At 66.0% G+C, this 16,452-nt stretch carries 19 protein-coding genes; 13 read left to right on the top strand and 6 right to left on the bottom strand.

Features of this window, described 5'->3' with window-relative positions; genetic code table 11:
• The first annotated feature begins 60 nt into the window (after positions 1 to 60).
• The 5 genes from V6M63_RS06045 (at position 61) to V6M63_RS06025 (ending at position 5,634) form a co-directional block, all read left to right on the top strand.
• The gene (locus V6M63_RS06045; protein WP_332740466.1) at positions 61 to 1,041 is read left to right on the top strand and encodes a Bug family tripartite tricarboxylate transporter substrate binding protein; all 981 of its coding nucleotides are present in this window, start codon (positions 61 to 63) and stop codon (positions 1,039 to 1,041) included.
• A gap of 35 nt (positions 1,042 to 1,076) precedes the next feature.
• The gene (locus V6M63_RS06040; protein WP_332740464.1) at positions 1,077 to 2,003 is read left to right on the top strand and encodes an SMP-30/gluconolactonase/LRE family protein; all 927 of its coding nucleotides are present in this window, start codon (positions 1,077 to 1,079) and stop codon (positions 2,001 to 2,003) included.
• Positions 2,004 to 2,006: 3 nt separating this feature from the next.
• Entirely contained in the window at positions 2,007 to 3,035 is a 1,029-nt protein-coding gene (locus tag V6M63_RS06035; RefSeq protein WP_332740462.1) for a Bug family tripartite tricarboxylate transporter substrate binding protein, read from the top strand.
• Between the two features lie 29 nt (positions 3,036 to 3,064).
• On the top strand, positions 3,065 to 3,889 hold the full coding sequence (locus V6M63_RS06030) for an amidohydrolase family protein (RefSeq protein ID WP_332740460.1): 825 nt from the start codon (positions 3,065 to 3,067) through the stop codon (positions 3,887 to 3,889).
• 146 nt (positions 3,890 to 4,035) lie between these two features.
• Complete coding sequence (locus V6M63_RS06025) at positions 4,036 to 5,634, top strand: MFS transporter (RefSeq protein ID WP_332740459.1); 1,599 nt, start codon at positions 4,036 to 4,038, stop codon at positions 5,632 to 5,634.
• Between the two features lie 14 nt (positions 5,635 to 5,648).
• On the opposite strand, the gene V6M63_RS06020 is transcribed toward V6M63_RS06025, so the two are convergent.
• Together V6M63_RS06020 and V6M63_RS06015 are read right to left on the bottom strand one after the other, a co-directional pair.
• The gene (locus tag V6M63_RS06020) at positions 5,649 to 6,374 is read right to left on the bottom strand and encodes a glutathione S-transferase family protein (RefSeq protein WP_332740457.1); all 726 of its coding nucleotides are present in this window, start codon (positions 6,372 to 6,374) and stop codon (positions 5,649 to 5,651) included.
• Between the two features lie 71 nt (positions 6,375 to 6,445).
• Positions 6,446 to 7,345, bottom strand: a complete 900-nt coding sequence (locus V6M63_RS06015; RefSeq protein ID WP_332740455.1) for a LysR family transcriptional regulator ArgP — start codon at positions 7,343 to 7,345, stop codon at positions 6,446 to 6,448.
• Positions 7,346 to 7,418: 73 nt separating this feature from the next.
• Here V6M63_RS06015 and V6M63_RS06010 point away from each other — a divergent pair, with 73 nt between their 5' ends.
• Complete coding sequence (locus V6M63_RS06010; protein WP_332740453.1) at positions 7,419 to 8,069, top strand: LysE/ArgO family amino acid transporter; 651 nt, start codon at positions 7,419 to 7,421, stop codon at positions 8,067 to 8,069.
• A 9-nt stretch (positions 8,070 to 8,078) separates the two neighbouring features.
• The gene (locus V6M63_RS06005) at positions 8,079 to 8,732 is read left to right on the top strand and encodes an FMN-binding negative transcriptional regulator (protein ID WP_332740451.1); all 654 of its coding nucleotides are present in this window, start codon (positions 8,079 to 8,081) and stop codon (positions 8,730 to 8,732) included.
• Positions 8,733 to 8,761: 29 nt separating this feature from the next.
• On the opposite strand, the gene V6M63_RS06000 is transcribed toward V6M63_RS06005, so the two are convergent.
• Positions 8,762 to 9,415 carry a cation transporter gene (locus tag V6M63_RS06000; RefSeq protein WP_332740449.1) on the bottom strand — a complete coding sequence of 218 codons (654 nt, stop codon included), beginning with the start codon at positions 9,413 to 9,415 and terminating at the stop codon, positions 8,762 to 8,764.
• Between the two features lie 79 nt (positions 9,416 to 9,494).
• Between V6M63_RS06000 and V6M63_RS05995 the strand changes: the two genes are divergently transcribed.
• Positions 9,495 to 9,920 carry a Cd(II)/Pb(II)-responsive transcriptional regulator gene (locus tag V6M63_RS05995; RefSeq protein WP_332740447.1) on the top strand — a complete coding sequence of 142 codons (426 nt, stop codon included), beginning with the start codon at positions 9,495 to 9,497 and terminating at the stop codon, positions 9,918 to 9,920.
• Positions 9,921 to 9,947: 27 nt separating this feature from the next.
• Here the strand turns inward: V6M63_RS05995 and V6M63_RS05990 are convergent, their stop codons facing one another.
• Positions 9,948 to 10,160, bottom strand: coding sequence for a hypothetical protein (locus V6M63_RS05990; protein WP_332740445.1), 213 nt, complete (start codon positions 10,158 to 10,160; stop codon positions 9,948 to 9,950).
• A gap of 98 nt (positions 10,161 to 10,258) precedes the next feature.
• Between V6M63_RS05990 and V6M63_RS05985 the strand changes: the two genes are divergently transcribed.
• A complete protein-coding gene (locus tag V6M63_RS05985) occupies positions 10,259 to 11,311 on the top strand; it encodes a DMT family transporter (protein WP_332740443.1) in 1,053 nt (350 codons plus the stop codon).
• A gap of 83 nt (positions 11,312 to 11,394) precedes the next feature.
• Here V6M63_RS05985 and V6M63_RS05980 read toward each other — a convergent pair whose 3' ends face one another.
• Both V6M63_RS05980 and V6M63_RS05975 read right to left on the bottom strand, forming a co-directional pair.
• Positions 11,395 to 12,483: a calcium/sodium antiporter gene (locus V6M63_RS05980; RefSeq protein WP_332740441.1), complete on the bottom strand. Its 1,089-nt coding sequence runs from the start codon at positions 12,481 to 12,483 to the stop codon at positions 11,395 to 11,397.
• An 80-nt stretch (positions 12,484 to 12,563) separates the two neighbouring features.
• Positions 12,564 to 12,716, bottom strand: coding sequence for a hypothetical protein (locus V6M63_RS05975; protein ID WP_156406418.1), 153 nt, complete (start codon positions 12,714 to 12,716; stop codon positions 12,564 to 12,566).
• A gap of 223 nt (positions 12,717 to 12,939) precedes the next feature.
• Here V6M63_RS05975 and V6M63_RS05970 point away from each other — a divergent pair, with 223 nt between their 5' ends.
• From V6M63_RS05970 to V6M63_RS05955, 4 genes are all read left to right on the top strand, one after another.
• Positions 12,940 to 14,055 carry a hypothetical protein gene (locus V6M63_RS05970; protein ID WP_332740438.1) on the top strand — a complete coding sequence of 372 codons (1,116 nt, stop codon included), beginning with the start codon at positions 12,940 to 12,942 and terminating at the stop codon, positions 14,053 to 14,055.
• Positions 14,055 to 15,215, top strand: coding sequence for a HupE/UreJ family protein (locus V6M63_RS05965; protein ID WP_332740436.1), 1,161 nt, complete (start codon positions 14,055 to 14,057; stop codon positions 15,213 to 15,215). The genes V6M63_RS05970 and V6M63_RS05965 overlap by 1 nt, the downstream gene beginning before the upstream one ends.
• A gap of 143 nt (positions 15,216 to 15,358) precedes the next feature.
• Complete coding sequence (locus tag V6M63_RS05960; protein ID WP_332740435.1) at positions 15,359 to 15,595, top strand: hypothetical protein; 237 nt, start codon at positions 15,359 to 15,361, stop codon at positions 15,593 to 15,595.
• A gap of 73 nt (positions 15,596 to 15,668) precedes the next feature.
• The gene (locus V6M63_RS05955; protein WP_332740433.1) at positions 15,669 to 16,442 is read left to right on the top strand and encodes a hypothetical protein; all 774 of its coding nucleotides are present in this window, start codon (positions 15,669 to 15,671) and stop codon (positions 16,440 to 16,442) included.
• Positions 16,443 to 16,452: the final 10 nt, after the last annotated feature.

The raw sequence follows: 16,452 nt of genomic DNA, 5'->3' as shown, positions 1-16,452 counted from the left end.
CCGAATGGGCCTCGCACGTGGCTCGTTCAATACCCATTCTTCAACCAGCAGGAGACACACATGAAACTTTCCCGAATTCGCCTCGGTCTGGTGGCCGGCGCCGCATTGACCGTTCTGGGCCTATCGGCGGCGCAGGCCCAGAGCGATTGGCCCACTCGCGTGGTCAAGATCATCGTGCCCTATGCACCCGGTGGTGCCGTCGACGTGGTGACGCGGAAAATGGCCCAGAAACTCAGCGAACAAACCGGCCAGAGCTTCGTGGTCGAGAACAAGCCGGGCGCCACCGGCACCATCGGCGCCAACCAGGTCGCCCAGTCGGCCGGCGATGGCTACACCCTGCTGGCCAACGACACCACCTATTCGCTGTTGCCGCACATCTTCAAGAAGCTGCCCTTTGACCACGCGACCCAACTGGTTCCCGTGGGGGCCTACGTGTTTGCGCCCATGGGCCTGGTGGTCAACGCCCAGTCGCCTCACAAGACATTGGCCGATCTCGCCGCCAAGGCCAAGAGCGCGCCGGACACCGTGAGCTACGGCACCGGTGGTCCTGGGACGACGCCCCACTTTGCCAGCGAGGCCTTGGGCATTGCGGCGGGCGTGAAGTTCATGCACGTGCCTTTCAAGGGTGCCGGCGAGGCGACCACCAACATTCTGTCCAACACCATCGATTTCCAGATCGCGTCCACCACCGGCCTGATGGGCAACGTGAAGGGTGGCAAGCTGCGCATGCTCGCGGTCAGTGGCGACAAGCGCCTCGCTGCTTTGCCGGACGTGCCCACCTTCCGTGAGACCGGTGTCAGCTGGCCTGGCGTGGTCAACTGGACCGGTCTGTGGGCGCCGCAAGACACCCCTGTCGAAGTGCTCCAGCGCCTGCACAAGGAAATCGAGAAGGCCATGGCCAGCGAGGACATGAAGAATTTCGCGCAGGGCATGGGCGCCGAGGCGCGCCAGGTCACGGGGCAGGCATTCGCGACCATCCTCAAGGACAGCACCGACAACTGGGGTAAGGTCGTCGCCAACACCGCTTTCGAGAAGCGCTGAAACACCTGCGAACCGCACCCGACCCTGTTTTCATCATGTTGTTGCTCACCCCTCCGAAGCTGCGCCCACTGGACATCTGGACGACATTGCCGCCCCGGTTTCGACAGAAGCAACGCACGGGCTGGAGCGACGCCAACATGGGGGGCCGGGAGGTGGACTCGTTCCTGGAGGGTCCGGTGTTCGACCGCGCTGGCAACCTCTATGTGACCGACATCCCCTTTGGGCGTGTGTTTCGCATCGACCCGCAGGGTGAATGGGAGCTGGTGGCGCAGTGGGATGGCGAGCCCAATGGCATGAAGTTCCTCAACGCCACCGAGCTGCTGGTGACGGACTACCGCAATGGGTTGATGGTGGTGGACAGCCGCAGTGGTGCGGTGCGACCCTACCTGGGTCGGCGCAACACCGAAAGCTTCAAGGGCTTGAACGACCTCACCTTCGACTCGCAGGGCAACTTGTACTTCACCGACCAGGGGCAGACCGGCCTGCACGACCCCACGGGCCGTGTCTATCGGCTCAGTCCATCGGGTCGGCTCGATCTGCTGCTGTCCAACGTGCCCAGCCCCAACGGCATCGTGCTGTCACTGGACGAGAAGTTCCTGTTCGTGGCAGTGACGCGCGGCAACTGCGTCTGGCGCATGCCGCTGCTGGCGGACGGTGGCGTGTCCAAGACCGGGCAGTTCTTCACCTCCCATGGCCCCAGCGGCCCGGATGGCCTGGCCATGGACACCTCCGGTCGCTTGCTGGTGGCCAACCCGGGACTGGCCTATGTGTGGGTGCTCAACCACCGGGCCGAACCGGTGCAGGTGCTGTCCACCGACATCGGCGCGTCGCTGACCAACCTGGCTTTCGGTGGCGCGGACCGCAAGACCCTGTACTGCACCGAGTCGACCAGCGGGTCCATCCTGTGTGCGGCCATGGACGAGTCTGGGGCTGAGGTGCATTCAGGAAACCAACCCCTTTAGCGCATGTTCCGCACCGCGGAGACCAACAACATGAATCGAGACAACACCATGAACCCGATTTCCCGTCGCTCACTGACACTGCTGGTCAGTCTCTGTGCCCTGGTGCCGCATGCCCTCATCCAGGCGCAGCCGGTCCATCCAAACAGGCCCATCAAACTGATCGTGCCGTTCCCGCCCGGCGGAAACGTCGATCTCAGCGCCCGCATCCTTGCGCCTGAACTTCAAAAAGAACTCGGCCAAGCGGTGGTTGTCGAAAACAAGGCGGGGGCCGGGGGCACACTGGGACTGGACGCCGTGGCCAAGTCACCTGCTGACGGCTACACCATCGGCATGGCTTCGCCGATCAACCACCTCGCCGCACCCTCGCTGTTTCCCAAACTGCCCTATGACTCGGTCAAGGACTTCACGCCTGTTGGTCTGATCGCCAGCGTGCCCATGGTCCTGGTGGTGGGCCCTTCGTCGCCCGCGAAATCGGTGCAGGAGCTTCTGAAAGCCGCCAAAGAAAACCCCGGTGGAATGACCATGGCCTCTGCGGGAAGCGGCAGCGGCAACCACATCGTCGGCGAGCTGTTTCAAGACGCCACCGGCGTGCGCTTCGCGCACATTCCCTTCAAAGGCAGTTCACCAGCGAACACCGATCTGGCGGGCGGCCATGTGGATCTGCATTTCGACCAGCTTTCGTCGGTCCTGCCCCTGATCAAGGGCGGCAGGCTGCGACCGCTGGCCGTCACCACAGCGAGCCGCTCAACACAACTCCCCGATGTGCCGACGCTGGCCGAGGCGGGTGTGCCGAACTTCGATGCATCCACCACCCTTGGATTGGTGCTGCCCGGCGGCGCATCCCCTGAACTGGTGGGCAAGCTGAGCCAGGCGCTCGTCAAGGTGCTGAAGAACCCTGCGGTGAAAGAGTCGTTTGCCCGACTGGGTTCGGACACGCGCGAAAGCTCTCCGGCCGAGTACGCGGCGTTCATCCGCAGCGAGATCGACCGCACGGCACGCATCGTGAAGGAAGCGAAAATCACCCGCGACTGAAGCGTCGGAAGGCCACCACCCCAAGCACCGTGATCTTCGATTGCCACTTCCACGTCATCGCATCGACCCATGAATACCCGATGGTGGCAGGGCGTTCCTACACGCCCGAACCCGCTTCCCTGGCGCGGTGGAAGGCGACGCTGGGACCGTTGGGGGTCACCCACGGCGTGGTGGTTCAACCCAGCTTCTACGGCACAGACAACAGCGTCCTGCTGAGCGCGTTGAATCAGGAGCCACACCGCCTGGTCGGCGTGGCGGCAGTTGACGTCCATGTGAAGGATGCCGAGTTGAATCGCCTGACGGCCGCTGGTGTCAAAGGTGTGCGGATGGCGCACTTCGAAGAAGGTGATCCGCGCTGCGGGGGTGGGTTTGTGAAGTTCTCGGCGTTTCAGCCGTTGTTGCAGCGGCTGCGAGACCACGGCCTCCATCTGCAGTTGTTCACCGACAGTCGTTTGCTTCCAGACATCACCGATCAGTTGGCGAACGCGGACATACCCATCGTCATCGACCACATGGGCCGGGCACCGGCCGAGCTCGGGCCTGACCACGACGGCATTCGGGCGATGCGGCAATTGCTGACCCTGGGCCAGGTGTGGATCAAACTTTCCGGCATCGCAAACATCTCGGACCAGGCGCTCGATTTCGCGAACGTGCGCGGCATTCATGAGTCGCTCATCGATGCTCGGTCCGATCGTTTGATCTGGGGTTCAGACTGGCCCCACACCAGGCCTTCAGGGCGGAAGCCGGACGCTCGGCAACTGCTGCATCTGTTTCAAACCTGGACACCCAAGGATTTGCAGCCCGGGATACTGGCGGGCAACCCGGCAAAGCTGTATGGCTTCGCTGAAACTTGAAGCGCAACGTCGTTCCGCATCCTCGGGCCCAGCAACTGGCGCAGCCCTGTCTGCCGCGTGTGTGCGTCCTCCGCGGCGCTCGATTCCCTGGGGTGATTCAAGCCTTTCCAGCGAAAAGGAATCCCGACCTCTACATTAGTGTCCCTATGTCCCGCACCGACGACGATCTGTCTCCCATCGCGCCGCTTCGCCAGCCGGTCTTCCGCATGTTGTGGATCACCTGGCTCATGGCCAATGTGTGCATGTGGATGAACGATGTGGCGGCGGCCTGGATGATGACCTCGCTCACCACGACGCCGCTGTGGGTCGCGCTGGTGCAGACGGCTTCCACCTTGCCGGTGTTCCTGCTGGGCTTGCCCAGCGGCGCGCTGGCCGACGGCCTGGACCGCAGGCGCTACTTCCTTGTCACCCAGCTGTGGGTGGCGGTGGTGGCGACGATCCTGAGCGCCTTCATCTTTTTGGGCGTGATGTCACCGCCCCTGTTGCTGGCGCTGACATTCGCCAACGGCATCGGCTTGGCAATGCGCTGGCCGGTGTTCTCGGCCATCGTGCCCACGATCGTGCCCCGGCAACAGTTGCCTGCGGCGCTGGCGCTCAACGGCGTGTCGATGAACGCCTCGCGCATCATCGGCCCGCTGCTGGCCGGTGCGCTGATTGCCAGCGTCGGCAGCGCCTGGGTGTTCCTGCTCAACGCGGTGCTGTCGCTGGTGGCCGCAGTCATCATCAGCCGCTGGAAACACGAACACAAGCCGCACCCGCTGGGGCGCGAGCGCCTGGGCACCGCGATGCGCGTGGGCCTGCAGTACGTGGCCCAGTCCTACCACCTGAAGGGCGTGCTGCTGCGCATCTCGATCTTCTTCTTCCATTCGACCGCGCTGCTGGCGCTGCTGGCCTTGCTGGCGCGCGGCATGCAGGGCGGCGGTGCGGGTACTTTCACGCTGTTTCTGGCGGCCATGGGTGCGGGCGCCATCGCTTCAGCGGCGTTTCTGCCCGCCTTGCGCCGCCGTTATCCGCGCGACGGCCTCGTCCTGCGCGGCGCCGCCCTGCAGGCCGGCGCCATGGCGACCATGGCCTGGACCGACCAGGTCTGGCTGGCGGTTCCCGCGATGTTTCTGGGTGGCGCGGCCTGGATCACTTCGGCCAACACACTCAGCGTCTCGATCCAGATGGGCCTGCCCGACTGGGTGCGCGCGCGCGGCATGTCGATGTATCAGATGGCGATCATGGGCGCCAGCGCCCTGGGGGCCGCGATCTGGGGCCAGGTGGCCACCTGGACCAGCGTGCCGGTCAGCCTGGGCATTGCCGCCGTGACGGGGCTGCTCGCCATGTTCCTGGCCATTCGCCTGATGCCCGACGCCGGGCTGGAAGACGACCTCACGCCCAAGCGCATTTTTCCGGCGCCGCAGATCGAGGTGCCGCCACCGAAGGGGCAAGTGATGGTGATGATCGAATACCGCATCGATCCGGCGCGCGCGGCCGCATTCAGGGATCTGATGCTGGGCGAGGGGCGGCGCAGCCGCCTGCGCCACGGCGCCTTGTCGTGGGAGCTGCTGCACGACATCCACGAACCCAGCCGTTTCGTCGAGGTCATCGTCGACGAGTCCTGGACCGATCACCTGCGGCGTTTTGACCGCGTCACCGCAGCCGACGTGGCGCTGCGCGACCGCAAGCTGGCCTTCCACCTGAGCGAGGAGCCGCCGCGCGTCACCCGCAGCCTGATGGAGACGACGGCGAGCTCATCCTGAACGGTGAATCGTGCTCAGGGATGGTTTCCGAGAGCGGAATCGGTCGGTGGCGCGGCGCCAGCCGGGTCGTGGAAGCGCCGGGCCAAACCGCTGCGCCCCGGATAGAACTTGAACCAGGGCCGCGCCTGGTCGATGGTGCGTGCCACGGGCGGGTGGTCCATCAATCGATCGAAGTACGCGGCCAGGCGCGTGTGCTGCGGCGCGAAGGGCACATAGGTCACGGCGTAGAACAAGGCCGGCGCGGCTGCGCAGTCGGCCATGCTGAACCCATCGCCGGCGACCCAGGTTCGCCCTTCAAGCTGGCGATCGATCAGCGCATAGGCCGAGGTCAGCGTGTCTCGGGCCCGCGCCACACTGGGTGCATCGCGCTCGCCCTCCGGTCGCAGAAGATCGGCGGTGAAGGCCTGCATCGGTGTCATCACGTACAGGTCGAAGAGGCGGTCCCACAAGCGCACTGCAAGTGCCTGGTCCGGGTCGTGCGGTATCAGCGTGCGGCCTGGGCGCGCATGGTGGCGTTGCAGGTGCTCGATGATGATGCTCGTCTCGGGAATGGGCCTGCCCTGGTCCACCAGCAGCGGCATCTTGCCCAGGGGCCACAGCGCCAGATGCGCAGAGCGCTCCGCTGCATCAGCCAGGTTCAAGAAATGCAGGTCGACGTCGATGCCGAGCACGTCGATGGCGATCAGCACCTTGTGGCAGCACGAGGACAGCGGGTGGTAGTGAAGCGTCAGGGCACTCATGGCATCTCCTGTGATTCCAACGATCGGGAGTATGAAGCCGGCCCCGGCCCTGCCCTCGTGGCCGAGGCGGGTCAGCCCGGCATCAACACGTTGCGCGCGGCAGCAACAACCTGTCGGGTCAGTCCATCGAGCAGTGTTGACGCGGCACGCGCCTGTTGCCAGTGCAGCGGCACGTCCAGCGAAGAGCCGGGCACCAGCTCCACGAGAGCGCCCGTCTTCAGCTGGGCGCGGATCATCACCTCCGGTTGCAGACCCCAACCCATGCCGGCGACGGCCGCCACCACGAAGGCCTGCGGCGACGGCAAGGTGTGCCGGGGCAACTCCACATGCCGATGGCACAGGCGCCTCACCCAGCGCGCCTGCAACGCGTCCTTGGTGTTGAACTGCAGGCTGGGTGCCTGCGCCAGGCTGCCCGCGCCCACACCACCGGCAAAGTGGCGTTCGACGAAGTCGGGACTGGCGGTCGCCAGGTAGCGCATGGAGCCCAAGGGCTGGCTGTTGCAGCCGACCGCCTGCCGGGCAGAGGCGGTGACCGCGGCCAGCACCGCACCGCTGCGCAACCACTCGGCGGTGTGGTCCTCGTCATCCACCGCCACCTCCATCAGCACCGGCGCCCGTGCCGCGAAGGCGGCCACCGCGGGGGCAAACCAGGTGGCCAGGCTGTCGGCATTCACCGCCACGGGCAACGCCACCCGCGCAATGCCTTCTTCAGGCGCGAGCGCGGGCAACGCGCCTTGCAGCTCCTGTTCAAGCAGCCGCACGCGGTCCACGTGTTGACACAGCCGCCTGCCCGTCTCCGTGGCCTGGCAGGGTTGACCACGCACCACCAGCGCACAGCCGACGCGCTCCTCCAGCAAGCGTATGCGCTGCGAAATCGCCGACGGTGTCACGTTGAGCGCACGGGCAGCGCGCTCGAAGCTGCCTTCGCGCACCACGGCGGCCAGCGCAGACAGCGATGCATAGTCCAGCATGAATGCAGTATCTCTTAAGTGAATGAAGCAAAGACAGTTTGCCTTCACATCACCAAGCTGGCAATCTCGCCGCATGACGACGTTTTTCTCCAACTTGTCCGGCGCGGGGCCGGTCTTCATCCAGGGCCTGTTTCTGAGCCTCGGGCTCATCGTGGCCATCGGCGCGCAAAACGCCTTCGTGCTGCGCCAGGGGCTTCGCCGCGAGCACGTGGGCAGCGTGGTGCTGTTCTGTGCCGTGGCAGACGCCGTGCTGATCATGGCGGGCGTGCTGGGCATGGCGCAGGCCCTGGCAGACAGCCCCGGCATCGCACGCGCGCTGGCGCTGGCAGGCGCCGCCTTCCTGGCCGTGTATGGATGGCAGGCCCTGCGTCGCGCGCGCAACCCGCAGCTGCTGGAAGCGTCCGAGGGTGGCGAGGCGTTCAGCCGTGGCGCGGCCGTGGCGCAAGCGGCGGCGTTCACGCTGCTCAATCCCCATGTCTACCTGGACACGGTGCTGCTGGTGGGCAGCATTGGCGCGCAGCAACCGGCGGCACTGCGGGGCTGGTTCGTGGCCGGCGCGAGCACGGCCAGCCTGTTCTGGTTCGGGCTGCTCGGCTTTGGCGCACGTTGGCTGGCGCCCTGGTTTGCCCGCCCGCGGGCATGGCAGGTGCTGGACGGTCTGATCGGTGTGACCATGTGGGTGTTGGCCGCGCTGCTGGTGCGCCACGCTGTTGCCCGCTTCTGAAGGCTTGCCATGTACGTTCCCCAACGCCATCAATTCACGGACCGCGAGGACCTCTTTGCGCTGGTGGAGTCGCATCCGCTGGCGACCTGGGTGTGTCAAGGCGCGGGGGGCCTGGTCACGAACCACATTCCCATGTTCCTGGACCGCAAGCGTGGCGAGTTCGGCACCTTGATCGGCCACGTGTCCCGGGCCAACCCGGTGTGGCGCGAGCTCGCCGCCAACACGCCATCGGTCGTGATCTTCCAGGGGCCGCAAGCCTACATTTCACCCGGCTGGTATCCGGGCAAGGCGGAGCACGGCAAGGTCGTGCCGACGTGGAACTACGCGGTGGCGCATGCGCACGGCATGGCGCGCGCGGTGCAGGACCGCGCCTGGCTGCTCGACATGCTGAACCGCCTCACGAACGCTCAAGAGGCCGGCCAGCCGACGCCGTGGCGCACAGGCGATGCACCTGCGCCCTACATCGACAGGATGCTCAACGCCATCGTCGGCATCGAGGTGCCCATCGACCGACTCGAAGGCAAACTCAAGGCCAGCCAGGACGAGGATCTTCAGGACAGGCTGGGCACGGTCAGCGCACTGCGCAGGGATCCTCGCCCAGAGGCGGGGCAGATGGCGGATCTGGTCATGAAGGCCATGGACGACGAGACCCAGGGTCGGTAGGCCCAGGCGAACGCATCGGCCGGGGCCACTCAGTGGACGTGGCCATGCGGGTCCTTGCCGGCGTCCTCACCCAGTTCTCCCCTCGCCTGCCGCAGCACCGTCCAGCCGCCATGCAAGGCCAGCGCCGCCATCAGGCTGGCCACCGCCAGATCGGGCCAGGCCGAGCCGGTGCCGAACACACCGAGCGCGGCCATGAACACCGCCACGTTGCCGATGGCATCGTTGCGCGAGCACAGCCACACGCTGCGCATGTTGGCGTCGCCTTCGCGAAACGCGTAGAGCATCCATGCCACGACCACATTGGCCAGCAGCGCCAGCAGCGCCACCGCGCCCATGGTCACGGCCTGTGGCACCCCACCATGCCACACCGACCACACCGCCGCCCCCAGCACATACAGGCCGAAGCCCATCATGCTGAGCGCCTTGAGGATGGCCGCGCGGGCGCGCCACGCCAGCGCCGAGGCCAGCACCGCGAGCGAGACCGCGTAGTTGAGCGCATCGCCCGCGAAGTCCACCGCATCGGCCAGCAGCGAGAGCGATCCGGCCTGCACGCCCGCGCCGATCTCGATCAGGAACATGGCGACGTTGACGATCAGGGCGATCCAGAGGATCTTGCGGTAGCGCGGCAGGTTGACGAGGGTCTCGGCCTTGGGGGTGTCGTGGTCACAGCAATGAGCGGACATGGTTTTTCCTTTCGATGCCTGCATTGGAAACCCTGGAGCCGCTACAGTGTCAACCACCCATTTCAATGGAGGTCGTGCCATGCAGATCAAGGAACTGTCCCAAGCCACGGGCGTGGACGTCGAGACCATCCGCTACTACGAAAAACAGGGTCTGCTGCCCGAGCCGGCGCGGCGCGACAACGGTTACCGCGACTACGCCGCGGCCCACCTGGAACGGCTGTCATTCATCCGCCACTGCCGGGCGCTGGACATGCCGCTGGCCGACGTCAGCCGCCTGCTGGGTTTCGTTGACAAGCCCGAGGCGCATTTCGGCGACGTCGATCGGCTGGTGGACGAGCAACTGGCGCGCGTGCGTGCCCGCCTCAAGAGCATGCGGGCGCTGGAGAAGCAGTTGCTCCAGTTGCGGGCGCGCTGCTCGGGCACGCATGAAGGACACTGCGGCATCCTGGACGAGCTGGTGTCCGCCGCGCAAGGCGAGGCCTGTGCCTGCCACGGTGACGGCTGACGGCTGACGGCTGACGGCTGACGGCGCTCAGTTCTCCAGCTTGATCAGCCCCTCCGCCACATAGCGATTGAAGTCGGTCAAGGGTATCGCCGCCGAGCCGTGCGTCTCTTCGTCGGTCCAGCTCAGCGTGGCGTCGTTGACAGCGATGGTCACCTCCACCGGGCCAGGGCGGATTTCGACATTCGGGCCGTCGCCACTGCGGTATTCGACCTTGCCGACGATCTGTGCTTTTTGAGCCATTGCGTATCCCCCAGTTAAAACACCGCAGCATCGCCCGACACGGCCCCAAGGTCGGTGCGCTGGCGTACGCTTCACATTCAAGCCCACTGTCCAAGACCATGACCCGAACATCGTTTTCACCGGCCCTGCGCGGCGGGCTGCTTGCCCTGGTGGCCGCCGTGCTGTTCGGCCTGAGCACCCCGCTGGTGCAGCGTTTCGGGCTCGACGTGGGCCCGTTCACCACCGCCGCCCTGCTCTACGCGGGCGCGGCGCTGGTGGCCCTGCTGCTGCGCCAGCCCACGCAACGCGAGGCGCAACTGCGCAGCGCCGATCTGCCCCGCCTGCTCGCCATGGCGGCCTGCGGCGCGGTGATCGGGCCGGTGGCGTTGGCCTGGGGCCTGCAGCGCACCAGCGGCTCAAGCGCCTCGCTCATGCTCACGCTGGAAGCCGTGTTCACCGCGGTGCTGGCCTGGCGCTGGTTTGGCGAAACCATGGACCGCCGCGTGATCGGCGCCATGCTGCTGCTGCTCGCCGGTGGCGCGCTGCTGGTGGTCGAGCAAGGCCTGGCGGGCCAGGTGCAACTGCTCGGCCTGCTGGCGGTGGCACTGGCGACCGCAGCCTGGGGCGTGGACAACACGCTCTCGCGCGGCGTGGCCGACCGCGACCCCGGCCAGGTGGTGTGGGCCAAGGCACTGCTGGGCAGCTGCGCCACGGTGGCCCTGGCCTTCATGGCGCGCGAAGCCCTCCCCGGCTGGGCCAATGCATTGGCCTTGTTGGCCGTGGGCGCCAGCGGCTACGGCCTGAGCCTGCGTTTCTACCTGCTGGCCCAGCGCACCTTTGGCGCGGCGCGCACCGGGTCGGTGTTTGCCTTTGCCCCCTTCATCGGCGCGGCGGGCGCCTTCGCGCTCGGCGAGCGCTCGGCCAGCGCCCTCATGGCCGCGGGCGGCGCACTCATGGCGCTGGGCGTGTTGCTGCACCTGATCGAGCGCCACAGCCACGCGCACACGCACGAAGCGCTGGAGCACGAACACGCCCATTCACACGACGACGGACACCACCTGCACGCACACCAGCCCATGCCCGAGGGTGCCCACAGCCACTGGCACACGCATGCACCGATGCAGCACACGCACCCGCATGTGCCCGATGCGCACCACCGGCACCGGCATTGAGCACCGGCCGTGCCCAGCCTGGAGACGAAGTTCCCGCCATCGCTGAACACGGCGCCGAGCAACAGCGCCGCGCTGAAAAAAAGTCAGGGGGGTGGGTTCGGTGTCCTGCCGCGCAGGGTGCTCACCACCAAGGTGACGATGGTCAAGGGGAGCACGAAACCCAGCATGACCGACGAGAACACCGGCAGCGCATCGTGGTGCTTTGAAGCCAGGATCATGTAGGCCACATAGGCCACGTAGTAGGCCAGGAACACGCCACCTTCCCACCGCGCGATCTCGCGGCCGCTCAGGAACACCGGCAGACAGGCCAGCAGCGCAGCCAGCATCACCCAGATGTCGAAGGTCAGGATCGACGGGGCCAGGGTCAGGCCCAGGCTGCCCGCGGCCAGGCCGCTCAGACCCACGCAACCCAGGGTGTTGAAGGTGCAGCTGCCCACCACGTTGCCCACCGCGATGTCGCGCTCACCCTTGAACGCCGCTGTGAGCGAGGTGGCCACTTCGGGCATGGAGGTGCCCGCGGCGACGATGGTCAAGCCAATCACGAGATCGCTCACGCCCAGCGCCTGGGCAAACACCACCGAGGCGGATACCAGCCAGTCCGAACCCGCGACCAGCAGCACCAGCCCGACAGCGATCAGGGCCATCTGCACCGGCCACCTGGCGTCCCAGGCATCGCGTTCGGGGGGTTTGAGCGCGGTGTCGTATTCGGTGATGGCCGAGGACTCCCGGCGCGACTGCACGATCAGGAACACGGTGTAGGCAAGCATCACCGCCATGAGCAGGGCGCCGTCCCACCAGCTGATGCGGCCATCCAGACCGAGCGCCAGCAACAGCAGGGCGGAGCCGATCATGATGGGGACCTCCTGGCGGATCAGCTGCACGTGCACGATCAGAGGGGCCACCAGCGCGCTGATGCCCAGAATGAACAACACATTGAAGATGTTGCTGCCCACGACGTTGCCCACGGCAATGTCGGTCTGGCCGTCCAGCACCGCGCTGGTGGACACCGCCATCTCGGGGGCACTGGTGCCGAAAGCCACGATGGTCAGCCCCACCACCAGCGGAGAGATGCCGAACGACAACGCCAACCGGGACGCACCGCGCACCAGCGCACTCGCACCGAAGACCAGTGCAACGAGACCGGCAACAAAGACGGCCGCCTGAATCAACATGAAGTGTCTCCACGAAACGAAGAGGTTTCATTCCAAAGAAAAGGCCCACTGAGGTGGGCCCTTTCTCGCGACGGTGCGAATCACTTCTTCTTGCACTCGTCCTTGGCTTTGTTTTCGTCTTTCATGCAATCCACTTTCTTGTCGTCCATTTTGCCGCCGGCATGGCTGGCAGCAAACGCGGGAACGGAAGCCATCATGAATGCAGCGATCATTGCGGAGATGAGAGTTTTCATAGATTACCTTTGGGGGTGAGATGTCTTCTGAGTCCGGCACACAATGGGAAATCGCCCACCGCTGCCACCGCGAAGGATATCGATTTCCATGACCCGTTACCTGACAGACGTTGTTCCCATGAGCGCCCCTCAGGTATTGACTGGATTCAGGTGGAAACCCTGTTGCAGAGCGCTGCCGGTCCTTGCAATCGTCGTTTCATTGAATGCCTGGGCGCAACCCCGATTGACGCCGGCGCCCGACCAGATCGTATTGCCGGCTTCGGTGCATGCGCAAACCAATCAGGCCGGTTCGCTGCGCGAAATTGAACGCGAATGGCGCCAGAACCGGAACAACCTGCCCGTCGCGCTCCAGTACGCGCGCGCCGTGTTCCTGCTGGGGCTGACCGAAGGCGATTTGCGTTGGTACGGCGCGGCCAAGGCAGCGTTGCAACCCTGGTGGCGCGCAACCCGGTTGCCGGCCGATGGCCATTTCCTGCGCGCGTTGGTCAAGCAGGGCTTCCACGATTTCAAGGGCGGCATCGACGACCTGAGCGCTGCCATCGCCATCGACCCGGCGCAACCCGAATACTGGTCGTGGCGCTTCGCGCTGAACCTGCTCACCTCCAACATGGCGGCCGCGCGGACCGACTGCGATGCGATCGGGCAGCGTTTCGGTCGCGACGAAGGTCAAGCCTGTGCGGCCACGCTCATGTACCGAACCGGCCAGGCACTGCAGGCCATCCCCGTGTTCAACCGCCTGGTCGATCTGCCGGACTACCAGGGCCCGTTCACGCAGGACTGGCTGCGCTACCACCAGGGCGAGGCCTACCGCACCGCGGGCCTGTACGCGCAAGCCATTGCCGTGTGGGAGAAGCACGTGCAGGCACGGCCCAACTCGCATCTGGTGAAGCTCTCGCTCACCGAACTGCTGAACCAGCAAGGCCAGTTCGCCAAGGCCAGACGCCACGCCGACGTCGCCTCACCCACCGACGCGCTGCTGGTGCAGTCGCTGCTGGCCAGCCGCGGCCTGAAGGACGGCGACACGCAGCGGCTGGCCGACCAGTTCGAGAGCCGGATGAACAACCAGGCCCTGCGCGGCGAGAGCCTGATCGAACGGCCCACCATGGTCTACCTCATCACCTACGGACGCGACAACGCGCAAGGCCTCAAGCTCGCGGCCGAGAACTGGAGCACGCAGAACGAACCCGCCGATGCGGTGCTGCTGGTGCAGGCCGCGCTGAAGGCCAACCAACCCAGACTGGCCGAGCCTGTGCTCGGCTGGATGACCACCACCGGCTACACCGACCCGGTGCTGAAGGCCCTGACCCAGGAACTCCAGACCCGGCTGGGCAAATCCTGATGAGCCCACTGTTCCGACGCCTGGCCGGGCACCTCGCCCTGCCCGCCTTGTTCGCCCTGCTCGCCTGCGCGGCATCCCCCGCCTGGGCCCACTCCAGCAGCAACAGCTACCTCTCGCTCTCACAGCGCGGCAACGATCTGGTGCTGCGCACCGACATCAACCTGCGCGACGTGGACCTGATCTTCGACCTGGACGACGACCGCGATGGCAAGGTGAGCTGGGGTGAGACGGCGGCACGCATCGACGAACTCACGGCGTGGATGCGGCAAGGCATCACCGTGCGCGGCACCTCGGCCGCGTGCGAGCTGCGCCCCCTGGACGTGATGGCCAGCCCGCACTCGGACGGCTTCTACCTCAGCGCCGAATGGACCGTGGCCTGTGCCGATCCCGAGGACGTCGCGGCCCGGCGCCTCACACTCAAATACAGCCTGATCTTCGACCAGGACAACCTGCACCGCGGTCTGCTCAAGGTCGATCTGCCGGGCGCGCAGAGCAGCGCCATCCTGAGCCCGGACCGGGCTGATGCCGCGCTGCAGGCCGCAGACATCTCGGGGTGGTCGGTGTTCGCGCGTTATGTGGTCGAAGGCATCTGGCACATCTGGATCGGCATCGACCACATCCTCTTCCTGCTCAGCCTGCTGGTGCTCGCGCCACTCGTGCAGACGCGCCAGCGCGTGACCAGCTGGAGCGCGGTGGAGCGTTTTCGCACCTCGTTCATGGACGTGCTGGCGGTCGTCACCGCCTTCACCGTGGCGCACTCGATCACGCTGGTGGCGTCCATCGTGGGCTGGATCAACCCACCCGTGGCCATCATCGAATCGGTGATCGCGCTCTCGGTGATTCTGGCGGCGCTCAACAACCTGCTGGGCTGGTTCTCGCTCAAGCGATGGCGCCTGGCGTTTGCCTTCGGCCTCATCCACGGCTTTGGCTTCGCGAATGTGTTGCTCGACCTGGCCCTGCCCGCGCAACAGCTGGCGCTGGCGCTCGGTGGGTTCAACGTGGGCGTGGAGATCGGCCAGCTCGCCATCGTGCTGGCGTTCCTGCCGGTGGCCTGGCTGCTGCGCCACACCGCGTTTTACCGCTGGGTGGTGGTGGCCGGCGGTTCGCTCGCCATCGCGGTGATCGGCTCGATCTGGCTGGCCCAGCGCATGGGGTTATGAACACGTTGTTACCGGATTGACGGCTGGTAGGTACGGTCACGAACAGACTGGTTTTTTCATGGCACTTAATCTGAAGGTCAGTCGGATTCTTCGGCTGCAAGTACCAACCGCTGCCTCCGTGCAGCACGTTCAAAGGATCCTCCATGAAAACGTCCAGCTTCATCACTTCCTCGGTTGCCGCCCTGGCCGTGGTCGGCTCCATCGGTCTGGTGTTCGCGCAAACGAGCCCCCCACCTGCAGAACCTGCTCCATCCACAACCACCACGCCCATGGCCACGCCACCTGCTGGCGACATGACCACCCCCGCGCCCGCCACCACCGACAGCATGAACAACAACGCTGCGATGAACGAACCTGTGGCCCGCGCTGATCGCAACTGATCCGGCCAGCTTGTGCGCAGCGCCCCTTGACCGACGCGGTCCGGGGGCGTTGTCGCTTGAAGGCATTCGATCCATGGACATCACCCCATCCACGCGGGATGAGCGGACCACCTGGGCGGATATCCGCAACGGGGTGCTGGCCGGCCTGGCCATACTCGCGCTGCTGCTGCCCCCCGGCGCACCCGTGTCGCACAGCGCGTCGCAGCTCACGGCATCGCGTGAGCCCACACCGCTGCGCCAGGCCGAGCTCGGTGGCGTGGACGCTTCCAACGACATGCGCCACATGGCGAACTGGATTGCAAGCTCGGGCGATCACGCTGCCATGCCGTTCGTGGTGATCGACAAGCGCGCCGCGCGCCTGTATGTGTTCGATGCACAGGCCCGCCTGCTGGACCACACCGCGGTGCTGCTGGGCTCAGCGCACGGCGACGACTCGACGCCCGGTATCGGCGACAGGGCCATTGCCGATGTGCTGCCTGCAGAGCGCACCACGCCCGCCGGTCGCTTCGCGGGTCAGCGCGGGCTCAACGCCCTTGGAGAGGACGTGGTGTGGGTCGACTACGACGCGGCCGTTTCCATGCACCGGGTGCGCACCACGCAGCCGAAAGAGCGCCGCCTGCAGCGCCTGGCCAGCGAGACGGTGGACGACAACCGCATCAGCTACGGCTGCATCAACATCCCCGCGGCTTTCTTCGACGCCCACATCGCGCCCACGTTCTCGGCGCACCGGGCCATGGTGTACGTGCTGCCCGAGCAGAAGTCCCTGCAAACGGTCTTTGGCGCGCAGGTCCCCGAGGCCTTCCACACCGAGCAGGCACAAGGGCATTTGACTCAGATGATCAGGTAATAAACAACCA

The organism is Hydrogenophaga sp., assembly GCF_036675665.1.
Classification (GTDB): domain Bacteria; phylum Pseudomonadota; class Gammaproteobacteria; order Burkholderiales; family Burkholderiaceae_C; genus Hydrogenophaga.
The sequence above is the reverse complement of the archived record's forward strand: the minus strand, read 5'-3'. Positions and strand labels throughout refer to the sequence as shown.